The following is a 19,556-nucleotide window of genomic DNA, read 5'->3' on the forward strand; positions in this document are numbered from 1 at the left end:
AAGAACCGTCACGGGATTGACGTCAACGCCCGCCGGATCCTTTTTTCCACGCTCTGCCTGCCAAGAATACCGATGACCTCGAAGATTCCCGGGCTCGCGGTCCTGCCGGAAAGTGCAACCCTGATAGGCTGGATAACGCCGACAAGTTTCACGTTGTACTTATGGGCGAGACCTTCGAGGAGCTGTTTCTGTTTATCTTCGTCAAGCGATGGGAGGCCCTCGAATCCCCGGTAAAAGTCCTCGAGAATGGGTTTTGTAGCCGATGTCATGAACTTCTCACGGGCGGCCTCGTCATACGGGAAATCATCGCGAAAGAAGAATTCTGCCATCTGCGCCATCTCTTTGAGCGTTTTCGCCCTGTCCCGCAAATTGATGACGATCGGTACGAGCGTCTCTTTCCTTTCTACGGTTACGCCCAGGGCCTCGATGAAAGGCAGAAGCCTATCGGCTATGAGGGACTCGGGCAGGGTCTTGAGATAGTGTCCGTTGAGCCATGAAAGCTTGTCCATGTCGAATATCGCCGGTGATTTGCCTACATGGGCAAGGTCGAATTTTTCTATGAGATCTTGCCGCGAAAAAATCTCCTCGTCGCCAGAGGCCCATCCAAGTCGCGCAAGATAATTCATAAGCGCCTCGGGAAGATAACCGTCTTTCTTGTACTCGAGGAGTGACGTGGCCCCGTGCCGTTTACTGAGCCGCGCCTTGTCCTTGCCGTGAATGAGGGGCACATGGGCGAACTGCGGAACCGGTAAGGCGAGCGCCTCATATATGGCAATCTGGCGGGGCGTGTTATTAATGTGGTCATCTCCCCTGATAATGTGGGTGATTTCCATGAGTGCGTCGTCGATAACAACAGTGAAATTATACGTCGGCGTGTTGTCGGTCCTCAATATGATAAGATCGTCGAGTTCTTCGCATTTGAAGGTGATCTTTCCTCTTACGAGGTCGTTGAAGCCGATTTCTCCTGTGAGCGGACTCTTGAAACGGATGACAAAAGGCTTGTCGCTGCTCATCTCATCACGGTGAAGGTCCCTGCATGTCCTGTCGTAGGTCGGCTTCTTACCCTGGCTCAAGGCAACTTTTCTTTTTTCTTCCAATACTTCCGCGCTGCAATAACACTTATAGGCGTGGCCCGATTGAAGAAGCTTAAAAGCGTATTCTCTATAGATATCCATCCTCTCTTTTTGGAAAAGAGGACCTTCGTCCCAGGTGATACCGAGCCAACTCAAGCCCTCAAGAATATCGTCGACGTATTCTTGTTTCGAACGCTCGATGTCGGTATCTTCGATCCTGAGAACCAGCACGCCTTTGAGATGTTTGGCGTACAGGTAATTAAAGAGCGCTGTCCGCGCCCCACCGATATGAAGATTACCTGTAGGGCTCGGTGCGAATCTCGTTTTGACCATCGGGATTCCCTCCGAAAATATTGTAGTTGATTATAATGGAAAATGAGTTGTTCATCAAATGGTTTTTGTGCGTGCGACTCGAGAGCCTTGAAAAGCGTGCGGCCTTCATAAAAAACCGGTTGTACTTTTCCAATCTCCGGCTATAATGGTAATATCGAGGAAAAGCCGTGGGAGACCGGCTTACAGAAGGATTATTTAAGATCAGCGAAATGGGCGACCTTGAACAGGCCATGCAGTATATTGGCAAGGGCGCCGACGTGAATGGGTCAGACGCGAAGGGCAACACACCTCTCGTTTACGCCTGCATGCATGGCTTCGCCGATACGGCCAGGTTGCTCATCGACAGCGGGGCGGACGTAAATGCCAAGAACGCGGAGAGCGTGACGCCGCTCATGTGCGCCTGTCAGAATAATCAGGCGGGTGTGGTAAGGCTTCTTGTCTCAAGGGGCGCTGACATCAACGTGAGGGATTCGGTCGGCGATACGCCGCTCACCTTCGCCTCAAAACAGGGAAATATGGAGATCGCGCGAATGCTTATAGATTCGGGCGCCGATATCAATGCGAGCGACGGCGCGGGCAATACGGCGCTCATGTGTGCTATAGCCAAGAAATGTGCGGGAATGATTAACTTTTTCTTGGCACGTGGGGCGCACGTAAAAATTGCCAACAAAGAGAACAAAACCGCCTTTGATATTGCCATGGAGAGGGGTCTTTCCCGGGTTGCGAACGAGATAAAATTCAAGATCGCAGATTCATACAAGAAAGTGTCCTGAACGGGTTTATTCCCGATCTTACGCCATAAAATCCTTAACGGCTATGGCGGCTATCTTCCAATCGAGTTCCCGACTACAGTTTTCCGGGTGACTGCCTTGACCCGTCAAAAGCGCACAAAATGGGTGCTGCGTCCTGTATGGAAAAGCGATAAGGGCACAAAGATGCCCGATTTACACTCTTCGCCGGATAACGGCATGAAAACAATTACTTATTGAATTTACATGCTATATGTGCTACTATATGGGTCGGTCTGCCGGGCAATGGCAGGCTTCGATTGGAGGTATGATGTTTCGCATTGGAGAAATCGCAGTATATCCGGGCCACGGCGTTGGAAAAATTGAATCCATAGAAGAGAAAGAGTTTTCCGGTACCAAGCAATCTTTCTACATCATACGTATTCTCGACACGGACATGACGATCATGATTCCCATCGACGGTGCGAAAAACGCGGGCCTGCGTTGCGTGATCGGGTCATGCGAGGTCACAAAGATATACGATATCCTTAAGGATAACAAGAACGTTACCCACGATAATTCGCCATGGAACAGACGATACAAAGAATACATGGAGAGGATAAAGAGCGGCTCAATCTATGAAGTAGCCACAGTCCTGAAGGAGCTCTACAACTTACGCCATTGGAAGGAGCTCTCTTTCGGCGAAAAGAAGATGTTTGAAATAGCGCGGGGGCTCATCACAAAGGAACTCTCTATCGCCCTGAAGAAAGAAGAGATGAAGGTTGAAGAGGAGATAGAGAAGATCTTTCTGAACAATAATAACCACAGTAGTCACAAGGATAAGGGGAACAACAATAACCATAAAGGATAGTCTTTGAATATAATCTTTCAGATAGTCCTTGTACTCGTCACCACGCTGAGCGGTTATTTCATACTAAAAGAAATATTTTATACCACGGTCTGGGCACTCCTCGGGGCCGTCTGCGGACTCATTCTTGGCTATCTGATCATCAAAGCAGAGGAAAAACTCAAAGATATAGCTCTGAAGATCATCGTCGGCAGCCTCGTAGGCATCACCATTAGTTTGTTTGTGGCAAACCTTTTTATCTCCAACTTACTCCTCGCGCTCATGAAGGATATACCTATTACCGTGCCGATTTATGTTCTGTTTTATTTCGTCATGGGGTATTTGGGCTTTAAGATCGGCATGGAAAAGAGCAAGACCCTTGATCTTTCAAAGGTACCTCTCTTTGATCGGATGGAAGGCAGCGAAGACGCCAAGGTTCTCGATACAAGTACGATCATTGACGGGAGAATCGCCGATATCTGTGAAACCGGGTTTGTGGAAGGTACTTTCATCATCCCACAGTTTGTGCTCTATGAGATCCAGCACATTGCCGATCATCAGGATCCGGTAAAAAGGACAAGAGGCAGGAGAGGCCTCGACGTGCTCCACCGATTGCAGAAACAGACCTTCGTAAAAGTGAAGATCGTTGACTATGATTTTCCGAAGCTCAAAGACGTGGACACAAAGCTCATCGCCCTGGCGAAAAAGATGTCCGGCAAGATTCTGACAAACGACTATAATCTGAATAAGGTGGCGGAGCTTCAGGGCATCGAGGTGCTCAACATGAACCAGCTCGCTACCTCTCTGCGTCCCCCCATGCTCCCCGGCGAGCAGATGAACATAAAAATCCTCAAGGAGGGCAAGGAACCGGGCCAGGGCATCGGATATCTTGACGACGGGACCATGGTTGTTGTTGATGATGCGCGTAAGCTTCTCGGTAAGTCTGTTGATATCGTCGTGACAAGCGTATTGCAGACCACGTCGGGGAGAATGATCTTCGCAAAACTCAAAGGACAGGCAGAACAAGAATCCTACTTTCCCGATGAATATCAGCTGGAAGAACGGGTAAGATAACATAATGAGAACACTTGCGATCATACTCGCCGGCGGCGCGGGTAAGAGGATGGGCGCCGCTACGAATAAGCAGTTCTTGCTCCTCGATAACAAACCCATTATAGTTCACACCCTGCAGATATTTGAGGATTGCCGATCCATAGATGGTGTCTATCTCGTAGTTAATCAGAAGGACCTTCCCCTGATTCAGGAAGAAATTTTGGAACAATACCGCTTCAATAAGGTTTTGAAGCTCGTCATAGGGGGAAGGCTAAGGCAGGATTCCGTGAGGAACGGCATCGAGGCCATCGAAAAGCCGTGCGATATCGTGCTGATCCACGATGGGGCGCGACCATTCATTTCGCCCGCGTTTATCGAAAAGGGTATCTTTTTGATGGAGATGTTCGATGCGGTTATTCCTGCTTTGCCCGTGCAGGACACCGTAAAGATTGTCTCAAAAGAAGGCTTTGTCTCAAAAACCCTCGACAGGGATTCTCTCTGGCATGTTCAGACGCCGCAGACGTTTAAGTACGAACTCATCGTCAAGGCATATCGGGACGGCATGGCGAAAAAGCTTTATGGATATGACGATGCCACGTTTATTGAACACCTGGGCAAGAAGGTGAAGGTCATCGAGGGTTCTCCCTACAATATCAAAATAACCACGCCCGCGGACCTCATCATTGCCCGTGGTATTCTTTCACAGCTCAAAGGCAATCTATGAAAATCGGGATAGGTTTTGATGTTCACCGCCTTGTCCCCGGGCGCAGACTCTTTCTCGGCGGGATCGAGGTTCCCTTCCCCAAAGGTTTGCTCGGCCATTCAGACGGGGATGTTCTGATCCATGCAATCTGCGATGCCGTGCTCGGGGCGCTCTCTGAAGGTGACATCGGCGTTTACTTCCCGGATAACGATGAATCTATAAAGGGCATAGAAAGCGTGAGGATACTCTCCTACGTCAAAGAGCTTGCACAGAAGAGGGGATACAGGATTGTTAATGTAGACGCAGTTGTTGTTGCAGAAGAACCGAAGATTTCGCCTTATCGAGATTCAATTAGGGCACGATTGGCGAGTATCCTTGAAGTAGACGTCGAATCGATAAGTGTGAAGGGAAAGACCACCGAAGGCCTCGGGTTTTCCGGAAGAAAAGAAGGTATTGAAGTACAGGCTGTGGCGCTCCTCGAAAGAATATAAAGACAAGCATGACGGGAAGGCAAAATAAAGGCATGGAACACTCCTTGCGACACACGAGGTTTAATCGTTAAATGGTTAAGGTACGGTTTGCTCCAAGCCCCACGGGCCATCTCCATATAGGGAACGCAAAGGTTGCGCTTCTGAACTATCTCTTCGCCAGGAGAAATCAGGGGAAATTCGTCCTGCGGATTGAAGATACCGATCTGGAAAGGTCAGATACTTCATACGAGGCCTCGATCCTCGATGATCTGGGATGGCTCGGCATTGCCTATGATGAGGGCCCCCTCCGGCAGACAGAAAGATTCGACATATATCGATCGTACGCCAGGCAACTCCTGGATAAGGGCGCCGCGTACAAGTGTTTCTGCTCCGAGGAGACCCTTGAAAGAATGCGGGAAGCGTCTCTTAAGAATGGCCAGCCGCCGCGTTACGATGGAACATGCAGCAAACTTTCGGATGGGGAGATTTTTGATCTGGAAAGTAGCGGCAAGCCGTACGTGATAAGATTTAGATCACAGCGTAGGATAATTCGTTTTGTTGACGAAGGCTATCGCGGAGAAGTTGCTTTCCCTTTGGAGCACGTTGATGATTTCATTCTTATGAAACAGGGAGAAACGCCTTCGTATAACTTTGCTGTTACCATAGACGACATGCTTATGAATATTACCCACGTCATACGGGGAGCGGACCATCTTTCCAATACTCCGAAGCAGATCATGCTTTTTCAAGCCCTCGGCGCAACACCACCTCACTATGCGCATCTTTCTTTGCTCGTAGGAGAAGATAGAAAACCGCTTAGCAAACGATATGGGGCGACAAGAGTGCGAGACTTTCGCGAGATGGGAATATTGGCCGAGGCGCTCCGAAATTATCTCGGCACTGTTGGAAGAAGCGTAACCAAGGAAATTATGGATATGAACGAGCTTGCCGAATCGTTTTCGTTGGCTTCGCTTTCCAGGACAGACTCCTTTTTTGATATGGAAAAGCTTTACTGGTTTAATAAAGAGTATATGAAGAAGATCCCGCTCGAAACTCTCCTTAAAGAGCTCGATTTGCCGGTTGAGTACAGGGAGCGTATAGCGATTTTAAGAGAAAATGCAGCGACGCTCAACGAGATGAGAGATTATCTCGATATCTTTGAAAAGCCCCACATGAACGAGGAAGCACAGGCTTATCTTGCCGAGCTTAAGCTTCCCGATGGTTTCGTTACGAAGCTCAGCGGTTTTTTTACCGGGCCGCTTGCCCTCTCTTTGGAAAACGTGGTGAGCGCCCTGACTGAGGAATCGCAACTTAAAAAGAAGGATCTCTATATGGTTCTCAGAACGGTGCTTACCGGCCGGAAGAGCGGCCCCCCGCTCAAGGAGATATTTGAACTTATCCCGCGAGACTTGATTACGGAGAGAATAAACAGGTATCTCAGTACCGGGGGCAGGAGATAAACATGGAACAAAAGGCAGCTGAGACTGGCGCGCAGAATGCGCCGGATTCGTCCACGGAATACCACCGGGCAAACAAAAGACAGGCGATTTTTTTGGCCCTCAAGAGGGTCTTCCGGAGCCTGTCGCTCAAGACCCAGATGCTTCTCATCCTCGTTTTTCTTCTCCTCATGTCTATTAGCTCCCTTACGGTCCTATACTCGCGAAGCGAAGAACAGCTCATCGACAAGGTGACAGACAATATCGATGATATAACCAAGGCGATTCAAATCAGCGTTGAGGAGCTGACCTACCGGGGAGACAGCACAGAAAGATTGAAAAGTTACGTTAACATGCTGAACAAGAAGGGCATCAAGGAGATTTCCATACTGAACGATACGTCCGAGGTCATCGCAAGTTCCAATCCGCAAAAGGTAGGCACCAAGGAGACGATCGGCGAAAAAAAGACGGGAAGAAAAAAGGGTCTCATGATCACAGCCCGTCTCGGGGATGATCACCTTACCGATACACAGAAGCTCTACAACGTAATCATGCCCGTGTCGATCAAGGGACAGAATATCGGCTACATCCACATCAACATGGCGCTTGATGACTACCAGCTGCTCCGCCGACAGGGACATATCAAGCGCATACTCAGCATGGTCTTTGCCTTCAGCATAGGAATCATCATCTGCCTGATCATCGCCGAGAAGTACACCGACCCTATCAAGAAAATCGCCAATGCAAGCAAAAAGATCGCCGAGGGAGAGCTCGTCAAAATTCGGGAGAAAGAGCGCGGAGACGAGATAGGGGTACTCATCACGAGCTTCAATGAAATGGTGGACAAGCTCGTCGAACGTATGGAATTAGAGGAAAAATTGAAAAAGACCGAGCAGCTTTCCATGATCGGCCAGTTGTCGTCCGGTATTGCCCACGAAATTCGTAACCCGCTGAATTTTCTGTCACTTTCCATAGGCCATATCAAGGAGTCTATAGGCGGCGCGCCCATCGAGAACAGAGAAGACCTCTTGGCACTTCTCGACAATCTTTTGAAAGAAATCCAGAGAGTTAACGAACTCATCCATAATTTCCTTTTTCTCGGCAAGCCCATAACGCTCAACCGGGAACGAATATCGTCCCAGTCGCTCGTCAACGAAGCGCTCTCGCTTGTAAGGCACAAAATACCAGACACTATCAAAATCGCTACAGCATGCCGTGAAGGCGAAGACAGCATGTTCTGTGACCGGGAATACACACGTATATGCCTCATCAACCTTATTGTCAATGCTGTGCAATCTATTCGCGATGAGGGCGAAGTGCGTATCGAGTGCGGACGCGAAAACACCTCTTCATATGTTTCCGTTACCGATACGGGAGAGGGTATAGGGCCCGATGAGATCCAAAAGATTTTCGAGCCTTACTACTCGACGAAAAAATTCGGCATCGGAATCGGCCTTGCTATAACAAAACGCTTTGTCGAGGAACAGGGGGGATCGATAACCATAGCGAGCCATGTGGGCAGGGGAACAACCATGACCATGAGGATACCCTATGAAGCATGACAGGGGCACGATTCTCGTCGTCGAGGACGACAAGAATCAACGTGATATTATCAGGACCATACTGGCCAGGGAAGGCTATTACGTGGAAGGGGCCGATTGCGGAAAAAAGGCGGTGGACATGCTAAAGACCGGCGCCTTCGATCTCGTGCTTACCGATTTGAAACTGCCCGATATAGATGGTACGGAGGTTCTCAAGGAAGTCATGGCATTAGGAAAGATATGTCACGTCATCATCATGACCGCCTTCGGTTCTATCCCCTCGGCTATCGAAGCGACAAAACTGGGCGCTTTTTACTACCTGGAAAAACCCCTGGGAAAAGAGCAGCTATTGCTCGTAGTCCAGAACGCACTCAACCAGGTAAACCTCCTAAAAGACAACATAATGCTCAAAGAAGAACTCCAGGACAGGTTCCACCTGGACAATATCGTGGGAGTCCACGGTTCCATGGAAGAACTCTATAAAATCGTGCAGAGGGTTGCACCGACTAACTCGACGGTTCTCATCTATGGAGAAAGCGGAACAGGGAAAGAACTTTTTGCGAAAAGCATCCATTATCTCAGTCCCCGGAGGAACAAGCCGTTTTTTGCCATAAATTGTGCCGCCATACCGGAGACGCTGCTCGAGAGCGAACTATTTGGATACGAGAAAGGGGCGTTTACCGGGGCGCTGTCCCGGTATATCGGGCTTTTCGAACAGGCGAACGGCAGCACCCTGTTTCTTGATGAGATCGGTGATCTTTCGCTTGGTACCCAGGCCAAGCTCTTGAGAGCGCTTCAGGAAAAAGAAATAAGACGGGTCGGCGGCAAAGAAACGATCAAGCTCGACGTGAGGATCATTGCCGCAACGAACAAGAAGCTCGAGCAGGAGATCATTGAGAAGAGATTTCGCGAAGACCTCTACTACCGGCTCAACGTCATCGCCTTTACTATCCCTCCGCTCCGAGAGCGCGTGACCGACATTCCGCTCCTCGTGGAGCATTTCCTTAAGAGGCTTGAAAAGACCCACGGCGTGGCAAAGAGCGTAAGCGGCGACGTTTTACAGGCCTTCATGAAATATTCCTGGCAGGGAAACGTGAGGCAGCTCGAGTCGGTCCTGGAGCGCGCCTACATCATGTGCGATGGGGATGTGATCGATATTTCGAATGTGCCCGCGGAGGTGAGACAGGTTAGCTCGCTTGATCCATCCCTGACCAGGCTTCGGTCTACCATCGATCATCTTATCGATGCGAAGCTCACCGCTGCCGAGTACAGGTTGTATCTCTATCTGACAAAGCTCGATCCCTTTGCCCAAGATTTTCAGGAGCTGACCGAACCCAGAGAGATTATCGTGAAGCTTGGGGTGAGCAGGGACACCTTCTTCGTGGGGATCGCCAAGCTCAAAGAACTTGGCCTGTATGATTTCAAAGAAAAAGTGAACCTTTCAAGAACAGTTTCCTCGAATAAATTGAACAAGGCTTCTTAAGACGGAAATTTCCGACTGAAAAGCCGTGCATTCATCGGATTTATCCGACAATTCGCCGGTTCAAGGTACACCTCTTTTTTACATTCTTACCTAATTTCAATATGTTACGGACATGGCACGCTTGTTGCTTCTTAGACTGAACATGAAGGCAGTTAAAATAAAAAAAGAGGAGGTGAACAATTATGAAGAAGATTCTTGTGATCGCTCTCGCAGTTCTTATGGGTGTTGCTTTCGTGACCACCGTGTTCGCACAGACCGACAAACCGGCAGCGGCAACCGAGAAACCGAAAGCAGCAAAGGCAAAAACTCAGACCTTTAAGGGTGAATTTGTGAGCACCGATGCAACGGCCAAGACGCTTGATGCAAAGAACGACAAGGGGACAATGACCTTTGACGTCTCCAAGATCAAGAAAATGCCCGATTTCAAGGCTGGCGACAAGGTATCCGTGGTCTACTCTGAAAAAGACGGCAAGATGCAGGCGACATCCGTGAAGGCCGTTAAGGCCGCAAAGGCAGCAAAGAAAGAGGCTCCGAAGAAAGACGAGAAACCGGCAGACAAACCGGCCGCAACTCCTGCGGCTCCGGCAGCACCCGCGAAGAAGTAGTTCCGCTGTGATCGATAAAGAAAGGAGATGGAAACATCTCCTTTCTTTATTTTATCCCCAGTACAATCACCGATAATATCTTGTTGTGAGCCTGTGGGGTTAGGCACGAATCCGCTCAAGCTTATATGTGCGGGGGGTCTGCTTCTATCTGGACATGGGGCAGGCCATAGACCTTAAGAAGAGCCCTCGAAAGCGGCTCCAACTCCCCTCTTAAGACCAGTCTCCATTTCTGCGCCATGCTTTTTTCAAGCACAGGCATTGATTCCGAATTCTCAAAAAGCCCCTCCTCGTGCAGTATATCTCTTATTCTCTTGATGGTCTTGTCCCCTCTATCCTTGCCCTTTTTGTCGATCTCCACGAGGAAGGCCCGCCGGTACGGCGGAAAATCGGCCTCCTGTCTTTTCCCGAGCGCTTGACGGTATAGCCCTTCCATGTCCATAAAAAGGTCCATGTCCATTCTATGCTTTCGCTCCATGAAGAAGAGGATCTTTTCGGGTGTGAGCGCATCGAGGAGATTGATGAGGGTCTGAACCATCTTCTCATCGGAACGATATCCGCCCATTTTTCGCAGGTCTTCCCACCCCAGGAGAACGAGTTGCTGGACGTGGAATTCGTACAGTTTGGAAAGCGACTGGGTGCCGACAAGGATAAGAGGAGATTGGGCGGGGGACTTTTTTAATCTTCGCATTTCCCGTTTTAGGGAGTCACCGGTGATCTTCAGTATGGCCGCATCAGGAAAATAGTCTGTAAGCTTCTCCGCAACATATTCGGCGCCAACCCGTAGGAACCGGATAATTGTACCCCCGCAATGCGAACACTCTTCCTCATAGGAGAAACTTTTGCCACAAAGCGAACAGGTTAGCCGCCCAGCTTCTTTTTCATAGCCGAGAACGCCCTGGCAATCGGGGCACAATAATGGTTTCTTGCAGTCGTGGCACATAAGAGAGGACCCGTAATCCTTCCTCGGTGTGAACACGGCGATCCTCTGATTCTCGATGAGCCCCGCTTTAATGACAGGCACGAGCTCCTCGAGGAACGCGGCAGATGATGTGAGGCCGGCAACGGTAATCTTTTCCTGACTCCCTGGATCGAGGAGCCACTTGTTTTTTACCATCTGGAAACCATTATATTCGGCATAACGATACGTGTCCAACGAGGGTGAGGCGCTCCCCACGATCACGGGAATCCGGCCAAGAGCGGCCCGTTTCAGGGCGAGGGTCCCTGCATTGAATTTAAACCCCTGCTCGTTTCTATATTCATCCTCTTCCTCTCTTTCGATAATGACAAGCGATTGCCCGCGCATGGGTAGAAAGACGCAACTCTTATTGCCGAGCACAACACGCCCGCCTTGCGTCCTGGCCCGATGAAAGGTCTCCATTCTCGATCTGGCTGTTGTCCCCGAACCGTACCAGAGCACCCTATCGCCGAATCGTTCAGTAAGTGCCCTTTTGAAATAAGTCCCCGCCGCATAGTGATCGGGTAAGAGCATGAGGACATTGGATTGATTGTCTATTGCCGAAGAAATGGACTCCAGGTAATGGTTGAGGCGGCTTCGGACGTCACCGATAAACAGTCTGTTTTGTTGGGTATGGTCATCTGTACTTGTCCCACTTACGGGCAAAAAAGATTCTCCGGTAAAAACGTCATGCAAGCTGATCGAACCCCTCTGTCTTAACCGAAACAGCGCCTCCCGGCCGCAGAGTTTCACGGCCTTCGTGAGAGTCAAGCCGTTCAAGTGAAGGGTTTCATGATCATGTGCGCGAAGCATGACATGCGGTTCAACATTCAACGTCGGGGGCAGGGCGTACTTAAGAACGAGACCGATGGGGGTTACGTAGTAGCGAGATGACCAGTTGCAAAGCGCGGCCAGTGTCTCGTCTACAAGCGGAAAAAAATCGATGATTTCGAGGATTTCCTTGAGCCCGGGGTCATCCCCCTGGCCGACCGTGATCACGACCCCGGTGTGAATCCTGTTGTGGAAAGGCACCTTGAGGCGCATAAATGGCTCTACAAACGGTTTCCATCTGTCAGGCACCGTGTAAGAGAACGTCTTGGCGGCAGGGATCGGAAGCGCTACATCTACAATCATGAAGAAAGAAGATAATCTTTGTAGTCGAGGTTCTTAAGCGATCTTACGCTCGTCAAAGGTTCTTTGAGGATCCGGCTGCCGATTTCTCGAAACGATTCGGGCGCATCGGTAACGTAGTATTCACACCCCCCTCTGCCTTTGCCGTTGAGCATCTTTTTGGTTTCCAGGATGCTCTTCACTTCCTTTGCCGTTTCTCTACCTGCGTTTACCATGGACACTTGAGGTCCCATGACCTTCTTTATGACTTTTTCCAGGATCGGGTAGTGGGTACAACCCATGACAAGGGTGTCGATATGTGATCGCCTCAAATCCCTCAAATACTTTTCGGCCACGAGGTAGGCCACCTCATCGTTTTCCATGCCCTCTTCGGCGATGGGCACGAAAAGCGGGCATGCCTTTGATAATACCCGGATACGAGGATCGATTTTCTGAATGGATCTGACGTAGGCGCCGCTCTTGATAGTCGCCTTCGTGCCGATAACACCCACTCTTTTGTTACGCGTCGACTGTACGACCTCCCGTGCGCAGGGATCGATGACACCAATGACCGGGATGGGGAATCGTTTCTGCAGGATACGCAAAGACAGGGCAGAAGACGTATTGCAGGCAATCACGAGGAGTTTTATACCTTTGGTGAGGAGAAAGAGGGCACATTCAAGGGCGTACTTGGTTACCGCCTGAGCCGACCTGTTTCCGTAGGGCACACGGGCCGTGTCCCCGAAATAGATGATCCGTTCCGACGGGAGAAGTCTTTTTACTTCCCGCAGAACAGTGAGACCGCCTACGCCTGAATCGAACATCCCGATAGACAGCTTTTGCATGGCAAAAGATTATGGAAGACCGCTCGAAATGTCAAGCTTATAACCGAAGCGGCCACAGGAGTGCGATTGCATGCCATCATTAAACCCCTTATATTGTGAAAATATTAACAAAAAATTGTTGACAACCTTCCAATACGCGTTTAAAATTATCCGTCTAAACGGATTAAAGCAAGCGGATAACGAGCAGCAAATCAAAATAATAAATCAGGAGGTTCAGTATGGCAGATACAAAACCCGTGGCGGAAGAGAGCAAGAAGTTCCCACCGTCAAAAGCATTCGTCGACCAGGCGTACGTAAAGAGCCGCGAAGAATACGAAAAAATGTGGAAACAGTCCGTGCAAGACCCGGAGGTGTTCTGGGGCAACCTGGCTAAAGAGCTCGAATGGTTTAAGCCCTGGCTCAAGGTGAACAGGGAGAACTTCGCCAAAGGCGAAATCGAATGGTTCATCGGCGGCAAGACCAATATCTCTTACAACTGCCTTGATGCTCAGATTAAGAAAGGAAAAGGCGACAAGGTGGCTATTCTTTTCCAGGGTGAGCCCGAGGATGATGTCAAGAAACTTACCTACAAAGAAATGCTGACTCTGGTATCAAAGTTCGCGAACGTGCTCAAGAAAAAGGGCGTACGCAAAGGCGACAGGATTGCCATTTATCTTCCCATGATCTGGCAGCTTCCCGTGGCCATGCTCGCCTGCGCACGTATCGGCGCCATACACACGATCGTTTTCGGCGGTTTCTCGGCCGAAGCGCTCCGTGATAGAATCCTCGATGCAGGCGCCAAGGTGCTCATCACGGCAAACGGTTACTGGCGTTCCGGAAAGAACGTGAGCTCCAAGGCCAATGCCGATACAGCATGTGACCTGTGTGCAAAAGAAGGCCACACCGTGGACAAGGTTGTCGTGGTCAAGAGACTCGACAAGTTTGATGTTCCCATGAAGGCTGGAAGAGACGTATGGTTCGAAGAAGAACTGGCGGCGGCCGATATCAGTGACAACTGCCCTGCCGAAATGATGGATGCGGAAGACCCGTTGTTCATCCTCTATACGTCGGGCTCCACGGGCAAACCCAAAGGCGTGCTCCACACGACCGGCGGATATATGACCTACGTGTACGCAACGTTCAAATACATTTTTGACTACAAAGACAAGGATATCTTCTTCTGCACCGCTGACATCGGATGGGTAACCGGTCATTCTTATATCGTTTACGGACCTATGTCCAACGGCGCTACATCAATCGTATTCGAATCCGTGCCCACGTTCCCCAACCCGGACCGATTCTGGCAGATCGTAGAAAAATTCAAGGTCACAACCTTCTACACAGCGCCGACCGCGATCAGGGCGCTCATGAAAGAGGGAGAGAAATGGCCGCAGGGCAGAGACCTCTCTTCATTGAGGCTTCTCGGCTCCGTGGGTGAGCCCATCAACCCCGAGGCATGGCTCTGGTACCATAAATACGTAGGCGCAGAGAAGTGCCCCATTTGCGATACCTGGTGGCAGACTGAGACCGGCGGTATCCTCATCACTCCGCTTCCGGGCGCATGGCCGACCATTCCCGGGTATGCGACACTTCCGTTCTTTGGAGTTGACGCACGCGCCCTCCAGTCGAGAGCGTCGGCTGATATGCCGGCCGTGGATGCGCCAGTGAATGAGCAAGGCGAGCTCTGCATAGGTCGTTCCTGGCCGGGTATGATGAGAGGGGTCTTCGGGGAACCTGAAAGATTCTTCAATACCTATTTCGTGCAGCAGCCCGGCTTCTACTTCTCTGGCGACGGAGCCATCCGGAACGAAGACGGCTATTTCAGACTCATGGGTCGTATCGACGACGTGGTCAACGTATCCGGTCACCGCATGGGAACCGCAGAGGTTGAAGCCGCACTCAACTCTTACACCACGGCGGTGGCAGAGTCGGCCGTGGTCGGCTTCCCGCATGAGGTAAAAGGCGAAGACCTCTATGCATACGTTATTCTTAAGACGGGCGTGGCAGGGACCGATGCCCTGAAAAAAGAGCTTGTGGCCCACGTGAGGAAAGAGATCGGCCCTATCGCCTCTCCCGGTAAGATCCAGTTTGTGCCAGGGCTGCCCACGACACGTTCGGGCAAGATCATGAGGAGGATCTTAAGGAAGGTTGCATCAGGTGAGATTGATCAGTTGGGCGATATCACGACGCTTGCCGATCCGTCCGTGGTTGACGAGATCGTAAAAGGCAGACAGTAAGAGATTAGCTTAACAGGAATCAAAGAGGCCCTCGGAGTCCTAAAACGTCTCCGAGGGCCTCTTACTATCGAGACTGATGCTTAGCCCTGCACGTTTAAACGAGCAGAACCGGGCATCGTGCCCCTCTCAAGACCTTTTCAGCGATGGCACCCATAAGAATATGCTCCGGGGGGCCGCTCATTCCCCGGGAGGCAATCACAATAAGATCGGCTCTGGTCTCCTTCTGCTCTTTTAGAATCTCCTCATTGGGGACTCCAAGCACAATATTCGACGTAATACCGATGTCTTTTGATTTGACGACTCTGCGAACCTGCTTTTCCATAAGGTCCCTGGAGGCTTCCATTGTTTTCTTCTGGATCATCTGCATGGTGGCGTCATCAAGGCAATAGTAATCGGCGCATTGCTTTGTGACGACAATGACGTGCAGGAGATGGACGGCGGACTGGTATTGCCTCGCTATGTCGAGGGCCTTTTCCAGCGCCTCATCGGAAAACTTTGAAAAGTCGGTGGGTACGAGGATCTTCTTCGGTGCGAACATGTGGCCTCCTTAATCGTCATAATTGTGTATCTTTCTAGATTGTAAGGCTGCATTTAGGTTATGCAAGGGGTTAGCCGTCTTGGGCTCGTCGTGGCAGGCGAGCTTCACAGATCGGGGGGCGCTCATTACCGTTCAACAGATACAAAAAGAGGGGGGAGGTTCATATGCCGCCCATAGCTCCACGTATGATTGGACACAAGCGCTTTGAAGAAATGATCGCATTTATCAAGGAAACAACCAGAAGGCAAGGGTCGTGAGATGCCGGCTTCACGTTTCGCGGGTGAATTATGGCCCCGGACAGGTTTAAAACATATTGATTATATTGGGAAATAAAATATTTCTCCAAATTTAGACAGGACCATGACCGTGAGGCATCCCAAAGTGGCTGTATTTGGTTTGCTACCCCCCATTAAAAACTGTTAAAAAAGTCTTGACATAGAAGGGATAATTGTTTAATATAGCTCTGCTTTTTTGCGTGTACCAGACATCCCTTAAAAGCGATGAGGGATCATTTTCTTTGGAGGTATTAATGCCTACTATCAATCAGTTAGTCAGGCTCGGGAGAGAAGCCGTCAAAAAGAAGAGCGCCTCTCCGGCTTTGACGAATTGTCCTCAGAAACGGGGAGTCTGTGTAAGGGTCTATACCACGACCCCGAAGAAACCGAATTCCGCTTTGAGGAAGGTTGCCCGTGTAAGGTTGACGAACGGGATCGAGGTGACAACTTATATCCCCGGGATCGGTCATAACCTGCAGGAACACTCCGTGGTTCTTATCAGGGGGGGCAGGGTTAAAGACCTTCCGGGCGTTAGATACCACATCATCAGGGGCTCGCTTGACGCAAGCGGCGTTGCAAACAGAAAGAAGAGCAGATCGAAATACGGCGCGAAAAAACCGAAACAATAGGAACCAACAATATCAGGAGTAAAGCATGCCGAGAAAAGGACATGTATCAAAAAGAGAAAAAACACCTGACCCGAAGTACAACGACCTTCTGGTACAGAGACTGATCAACTGCGTGATGCTGGATGGCAAGAAGAGTACCGCCACCCGTATCGTCTATGGGGCCTTCGACTACATTGAAAGTAAACTCAAGGATGAGCCCCTTAAGATATTCCATAAGGCTATGGATAATATCAAGCCTGAGATAGAAGTGAAGGCGCGCCGGGTCGGTGGAGCCACATACCAGGTGCCGGTTGAGGTGAGACTGAACAGAAAGCTGTCTCTCGGGGTCCGCTGGCTTATTCGGTATGCCCGAGAGAGGGCCGAAAAAACCATGTTGGAAAAGCTTGCTTCTGAGATCATTGATGCTTTTAATAACAAAGGGAATGCAGTAAAGAAAAGGGAGGATACGCACAAAATGGCCGAAGCCAACAAGGCTTTTGCCCATTACAGGTGGTAGTAGTTGCTCATGGACAATTTGAATAGTTTGGTAAGAAATGTGGGGATCATGGCGCACATTGATGCAGGTAAGACCACTGCAACAGAGCGGATCCTCTTTTACACCGGCGTCAATAACCGCATCGGCGAGGTTGATGACGGTGCCGCAACAATGGACTGGATGGAAGAAGAGCAGGAACGAGGCATCACCATCACCGCAGCCGCAACAACCTGCTTCTGGAAAAATCACCGAATCAATATCATAGACACCCCGGGGCACATAGATTTCACTATCGAGGTCGGAAGATCGCTCAGAGTGCTCGACGGAGCGGTTGCGCTTTTCTCCGGCGTTGAAGGCGTGGAGGCACAGTCTGAGACCGTCTGGAGACAGGCGGACAGATACGGCGTTCCGAGGATTGGCTATGTGAACAAGATGGACAGACCCGGCGCCGATTTTCAGAAATGCCTCGCCATGTTACGGGAGATACTGAACGCTAATCCGCTGGCCCTCCAGATTCCCATCAAGGATGGGGACGAGTTCATCGGAGTTGTCGACGTGATAACCGGCAAGGCCATCTATTACAACGAAGACAGACTCGGCATCTCTTACAAGACCGTGGAGGTACCCGAGCATCTTGCGGGCGAGCTGGCGAAAGCACAAGAGTCGCTCATGGAATCGTTGTCAGAAATCGATGATGAGTTCATGTCGCGCTATCTCGATGGCGAGGAGATAGAGGAAAGCCATGTGAGAAAGATCGTGAGAAAAGGCACGCTTCAGGGAAAGATACTCCCTGTACTCTGCGGAAGCGCCTTCAAGAACAAAGGCATACAGCCTCTGCTTGATGCTATCGTAGACTACCTGCCCTCCCCCGATGACGTATCGCCATATCAGTGCTGGACCGAAGACGGTGAGGAGAAAACGTTGCAGGGGATCATGAGCGAGCCGTTCAGCGGACTGGTGTTCAAAATCATGACCGACCCGTTCGTGGGACAGTTAAGCTACATGAGGATCTATTCCGGCGAACTAAAAGCCGGTGACGTGGTTTATAATAATGCGAAATCAAAAACCGAGCGTATTGGCAGGATCATAAGACTTCACGCGAATAAAAGGGAAGAAGTCAAAAAGGTAGGAGCGGGCGATATCTGTGCTATCGTCGGCCTCAAGGGCGCTGCTACAGGCGACACCCTGACAGACCCGGACTTCAATATATTTTTCGAGACCATCGAGGTGCCGACACCTGTGGTCTCTTGCGCGATGACGCCCAAGAAAAAGGACGACCTCAAGAAGATGTGGCTTGTCTTCAACAAATATACCGTGGAAGACCCCTCCCTCAATGTGAAGCTTGATAGCGAAACCGGCGAGGTAATCCTTTCCGGCATGGGCGAACTTCACCTGGAGATCATCATGAGCCGGGCGAAAAGAGAGCACAACCTTGAAATGGTCGCCTCGGCCCCGCAGGTAGCCTACCGCGAAACCATCACCAAACCCGCAACCGGTATCGGCAAGTACATAAAGCAGTCGGGCGGACGCGGCCAGTACGGGCACGTCGTGCTCAAGATATCGCCTCATGAGGGAGCAGATTTTCTGTTTGAGAATAATACCGTCGGTGGCGTCATACCGAGAGAGTATATCGCAAGCATCGAAACCGGTATCAAGGAAACCATGGAAAAAGGCGTGGTCCTCGGATATCCGCTCATTAATCTCAAAGTAGAACTTGTCGATGGATCGTACCATGACGTCGACTCGTCCGAACTTGCATTTAAGCTTGCCGCCTCGATCGGCCTCAAAGATGCCATCGCCAAGGCCCACCCCGTGATTCTCGAACCGATCATGAAGGTCGACATCAACGTGCCGCTTGAGGCCATGGGAACGACTATCGGCGATATAACGTCACGGAGAGGTAGGGTTGCCGAATTAGGAGACAGGAACGGATTCAAGTATATCCTCGCCTACATCCCTCTTGATGAGATGTTCGGCTATACCACACAGCTTCGCTCCATGACCCAGGGCAGGGGTTACTTCAGCATGGAATTCTTCCATTACAACCCCGTACCCTCGCATATCTATGAAAATTTGATGAGAAATAGAGAAAAATCAGCAACGGAGGTTCTATATGGCTAAGAAAAAGTACGAAAGGACCAAACCCCATGTGAACATAGGAACCATCGGTCACATAGATCACGGGAAGACGACCCTCACGTCAGCCATTACCAAGTGCCTCGCCAACAAGGGCTGGGCAAA

The 19,556-nt window shown here is 50.3% G+C and carries 18 protein-coding genes; 14 read left to right on the forward strand and 4 right to left on the reverse strand.

The window, feature by feature from the left end; all coding sequences use genetic code 11:
• Positions 1 to 8 precede the first annotated feature (8 nt).
• Complete coding sequence (gltX, locus tag VMT62_16520; protein ID HVN98035.1) at positions 9 to 1,406, reverse strand: glutamate--tRNA ligase; 1,398 nt, start codon at positions 1,404 to 1,406, stop codon at positions 9 to 11.
• 167 nt (positions 1,407 to 1,573) lie between these two features.
• On the opposite strand from gltX (VMT62_16520), the gene VMT62_16525 reads away from it, so the two are divergent.
• The 9 genes from VMT62_16525 (at position 1,574) to VMT62_16565 (ending at position 10,272) form a co-directional block, all read left to right on the forward strand.
• On the forward strand, positions 1,574 to 2,179 hold the full coding sequence (locus tag VMT62_16525; GenBank protein ID HVN98036.1) for an ankyrin repeat domain-containing protein: 606 nt from the start codon (positions 1,574 to 1,576) through the stop codon (positions 2,177 to 2,179).
• A gap of 283 nt (positions 2,180 to 2,462) precedes the next feature.
• Positions 2,463 to 3,005 carry a CarD family transcriptional regulator gene (locus VMT62_16530; protein ID HVN98037.1) on the forward strand — a complete coding sequence of 181 codons (543 nt, stop codon included), beginning with the start codon at positions 2,463 to 2,465 and terminating at the stop codon, positions 3,003 to 3,005.
• 3 nt (positions 3,006 to 3,008) lie between these two features.
• A complete protein-coding gene (locus tag VMT62_16535; GenBank protein ID HVN98038.1) occupies positions 3,009 to 4,055 on the forward strand; it encodes a TRAM domain-containing protein in 1,047 nt (348 codons plus the stop codon).
• 4 nt (positions 4,056 to 4,059) lie between these two features.
• Complete coding sequence (gene ispD, locus VMT62_16540; protein HVN98039.1) at positions 4,060 to 4,758, forward strand: 2-C-methyl-D-erythritol 4-phosphate cytidylyltransferase; 699 nt, start codon at positions 4,060 to 4,062, stop codon at positions 4,756 to 4,758.
• A complete protein-coding gene (gene ispF / locus VMT62_16545) occupies positions 4,755 to 5,228 on the forward strand; it encodes a 2-C-methyl-D-erythritol 2,4-cyclodiphosphate synthase (protein HVN98040.1) in 474 nt (157 codons plus the stop codon). The genes ispD and ispF overlap by 4 nt, the downstream gene beginning before the upstream one ends.
• 71 nt (positions 5,229 to 5,299) lie before the next feature.
• Entirely contained in the window at positions 5,300 to 6,667 is a 1,368-nt protein-coding gene (gene gltX / locus VMT62_16550; protein HVN98041.1) for a glutamate--tRNA ligase, read from the forward strand.
• Between the two features lie 2 nt (positions 6,668 to 6,669).
• A complete protein-coding gene (locus VMT62_16555; GenBank protein HVN98042.1) occupies positions 6,670 to 8,205 on the forward strand; it encodes an ATP-binding protein in 1,536 nt (511 codons plus the stop codon).
• Positions 8,195 to 9,667 carry a sigma-54 dependent transcriptional regulator gene (locus tag VMT62_16560; GenBank protein ID HVN98043.1) on the forward strand — a complete coding sequence of 491 codons (1,473 nt, stop codon included), beginning with the start codon at positions 8,195 to 8,197 and terminating at the stop codon, positions 9,665 to 9,667. Before VMT62_16555 ends, VMT62_16560 begins: the two co-directional genes overlap by 11 nt.
• Positions 9,668 to 9,849: 182 nt before the next feature.
• Positions 9,850 to 10,272, forward strand: a complete 423-nt coding sequence (locus VMT62_16565; protein ID HVN98044.1) for a hypothetical protein — start codon at positions 9,850 to 9,852, stop codon at positions 10,270 to 10,272.
• A 121-nt stretch (positions 10,273 to 10,393) separates the two neighbouring features.
• Here VMT62_16565 and VMT62_16570 read toward each other — a convergent pair whose 3' ends face one another.
• Positions 10,394 to 12,361: a hypothetical protein gene (locus tag VMT62_16570; GenBank protein ID HVN98045.1), complete on the reverse strand. Its 1,968-nt coding sequence runs from the start codon at positions 12,359 to 12,361 to the stop codon at positions 10,394 to 10,396.
• Entirely contained in the window at positions 12,358 to 13,182 is an 825-nt protein-coding gene (murI, locus tag VMT62_16575) for a glutamate racemase (GenBank protein HVN98046.1), read from the reverse strand. The genes VMT62_16570 and murI overlap by 4 nt, the downstream gene beginning before the upstream one ends.
• Positions 13,183 to 13,400: 218 nt before the next feature.
• Between murI and acs the strand changes: the two genes are divergently transcribed.
• Positions 13,401 to 15,398, forward strand: a complete 1,998-nt coding sequence (acs, locus tag VMT62_16580; GenBank protein HVN98047.1) for an acetate--CoA ligase — start codon at positions 13,401 to 13,403, stop codon at positions 15,396 to 15,398.
• Between the two features lie 94 nt (positions 15,399 to 15,492).
• Here the strand turns inward: acs and VMT62_16585 are convergent, their stop codons facing one another.
• Complete coding sequence (locus VMT62_16585) at positions 15,493 to 15,936, reverse strand: universal stress protein (GenBank protein HVN98048.1); 444 nt, start codon at positions 15,934 to 15,936, stop codon at positions 15,493 to 15,495.
• 529 nt (positions 15,937 to 16,465) lie between these two features.
• Here VMT62_16585 and rpsL point away from each other — a divergent pair.
• The 4 genes from rpsL to VMT62_16605 form a co-directional block, all read left to right on the forward strand.
• On the forward strand, positions 16,466 to 16,840 hold the full coding sequence (rpsL, locus tag VMT62_16590; protein ID HVN98049.1) for a 30S ribosomal protein S12: 375 nt from the start codon (positions 16,466 to 16,468) through the stop codon (positions 16,838 to 16,840).
• A gap of 25 nt (positions 16,841 to 16,865) precedes the next feature.
• Positions 16,866 to 17,336, forward strand: a complete 471-nt coding sequence (gene rpsG / locus VMT62_16595; protein ID HVN98050.1) for a 30S ribosomal protein S7 — start codon at positions 16,866 to 16,868, stop codon at positions 17,334 to 17,336.
• 9 nt (positions 17,337 to 17,345) lie between these two features.
• Positions 17,346 to 19,436, forward strand: coding sequence for an elongation factor G (gene fusA, locus VMT62_16600; protein ID HVN98051.1), 2,091 nt, complete (start codon positions 17,346 to 17,348; stop codon positions 19,434 to 19,436).
• Positions 19,429 to 19,556 (forward strand): GTP-binding protein (locus VMT62_16605; GenBank protein ID HVN98052.1); only part of this gene is annotated, 128 nt, incomplete at its 3' end. The genes fusA and VMT62_16605, both read left to right, overlap by 8 nt.

The sequence above is a fragment of the Syntrophorhabdaceae bacterium genome (assembly GCA_035541755.1).
GTDB lineage: Bacteria > Desulfobacterota > Syntrophorhabdia > Syntrophorhabdales > Syntrophorhabdaceae > PNOF01.

Coding starts and splice junctions, on each gene's coding strand:
- murI (HVN98046.1), bottom strand. CDS start 13,182: ATGCAAAAGCTGTCTATCGGGATGTTCGATTCAGGCGTAGGCGGTCTC.
- rpsG (HVN98050.1), top strand. CDS start 16,866: ATGCCGAGAAAAGGACATGTATCAAAAAGAGAAAAAACACCTGACCCG.
- fusA (HVN98051.1), top strand. CDS start 17,346: ATGGACAATTTGAATAGTTTGGTAAGAAATGTGGGGATCATGGCGCAC.
- VMT62_16560 (HVN98043.1), top strand. CDS start 8,195: ATGAAGCATGACAGGGGCACGATTCTCGTCGTCGAGGACGACAAGAAT.
- ispF (HVN98040.1), top strand. CDS start 4,755: ATGAAAATCGGGATAGGTTTTGATGTTCACCGCCTTGTCCCCGGGCGC.
- gltX (HVN98035.1), bottom strand. CDS start 1,406: ATGGTCAAAACGAGATTCGCACCGAGCCCTACAGGTAATCTTCATATC.
- gltX (HVN98041.1), top strand. CDS start 5,300: ATGGTTAAGGTACGGTTTGCTCCAAGCCCCACGGGCCATCTCCATATA.
- VMT62_16565 (HVN98044.1), top strand. CDS start 9,850: ATGAAGAAGATTCTTGTGATCGCTCTCGCAGTTCTTATGGGTGTTGCT.
- VMT62_16570 (HVN98045.1), bottom strand. CDS start 12,361: ATGATTGTAGATGTAGCGCTTCCGATCCCTGCCGCCAAGACGTTCTCT.
- VMT62_16585 (HVN98048.1), bottom strand. CDS start 15,936: ATGTTCGCACCGAAGAAGATCCTCGTACCCACCGACTTTTCAAAGTTT.
- VMT62_16555 (HVN98042.1), top strand. CDS start 6,670: ATGGAACAAAAGGCAGCTGAGACTGGCGCGCAGAATGCGCCGGATTCG.
- rpsL (HVN98049.1), top strand. CDS start 16,466: ATGCCTACTATCAATCAGTTAGTCAGGCTCGGGAGAGAAGCCGTCAAA.
- VMT62_16530 (HVN98037.1), top strand. CDS start 2,463: ATGATGTTTCGCATTGGAGAAATCGCAGTATATCCGGGCCACGGCGTT.
- acs (HVN98047.1), top strand. CDS start 13,401: ATGGCAGATACAAAACCCGTGGCGGAAGAGAGCAAGAAGTTCCCACCG.
- ispD (HVN98039.1), top strand. CDS start 4,060: ATGAGAACACTTGCGATCATACTCGCCGGCGGCGCGGGTAAGAGGATG.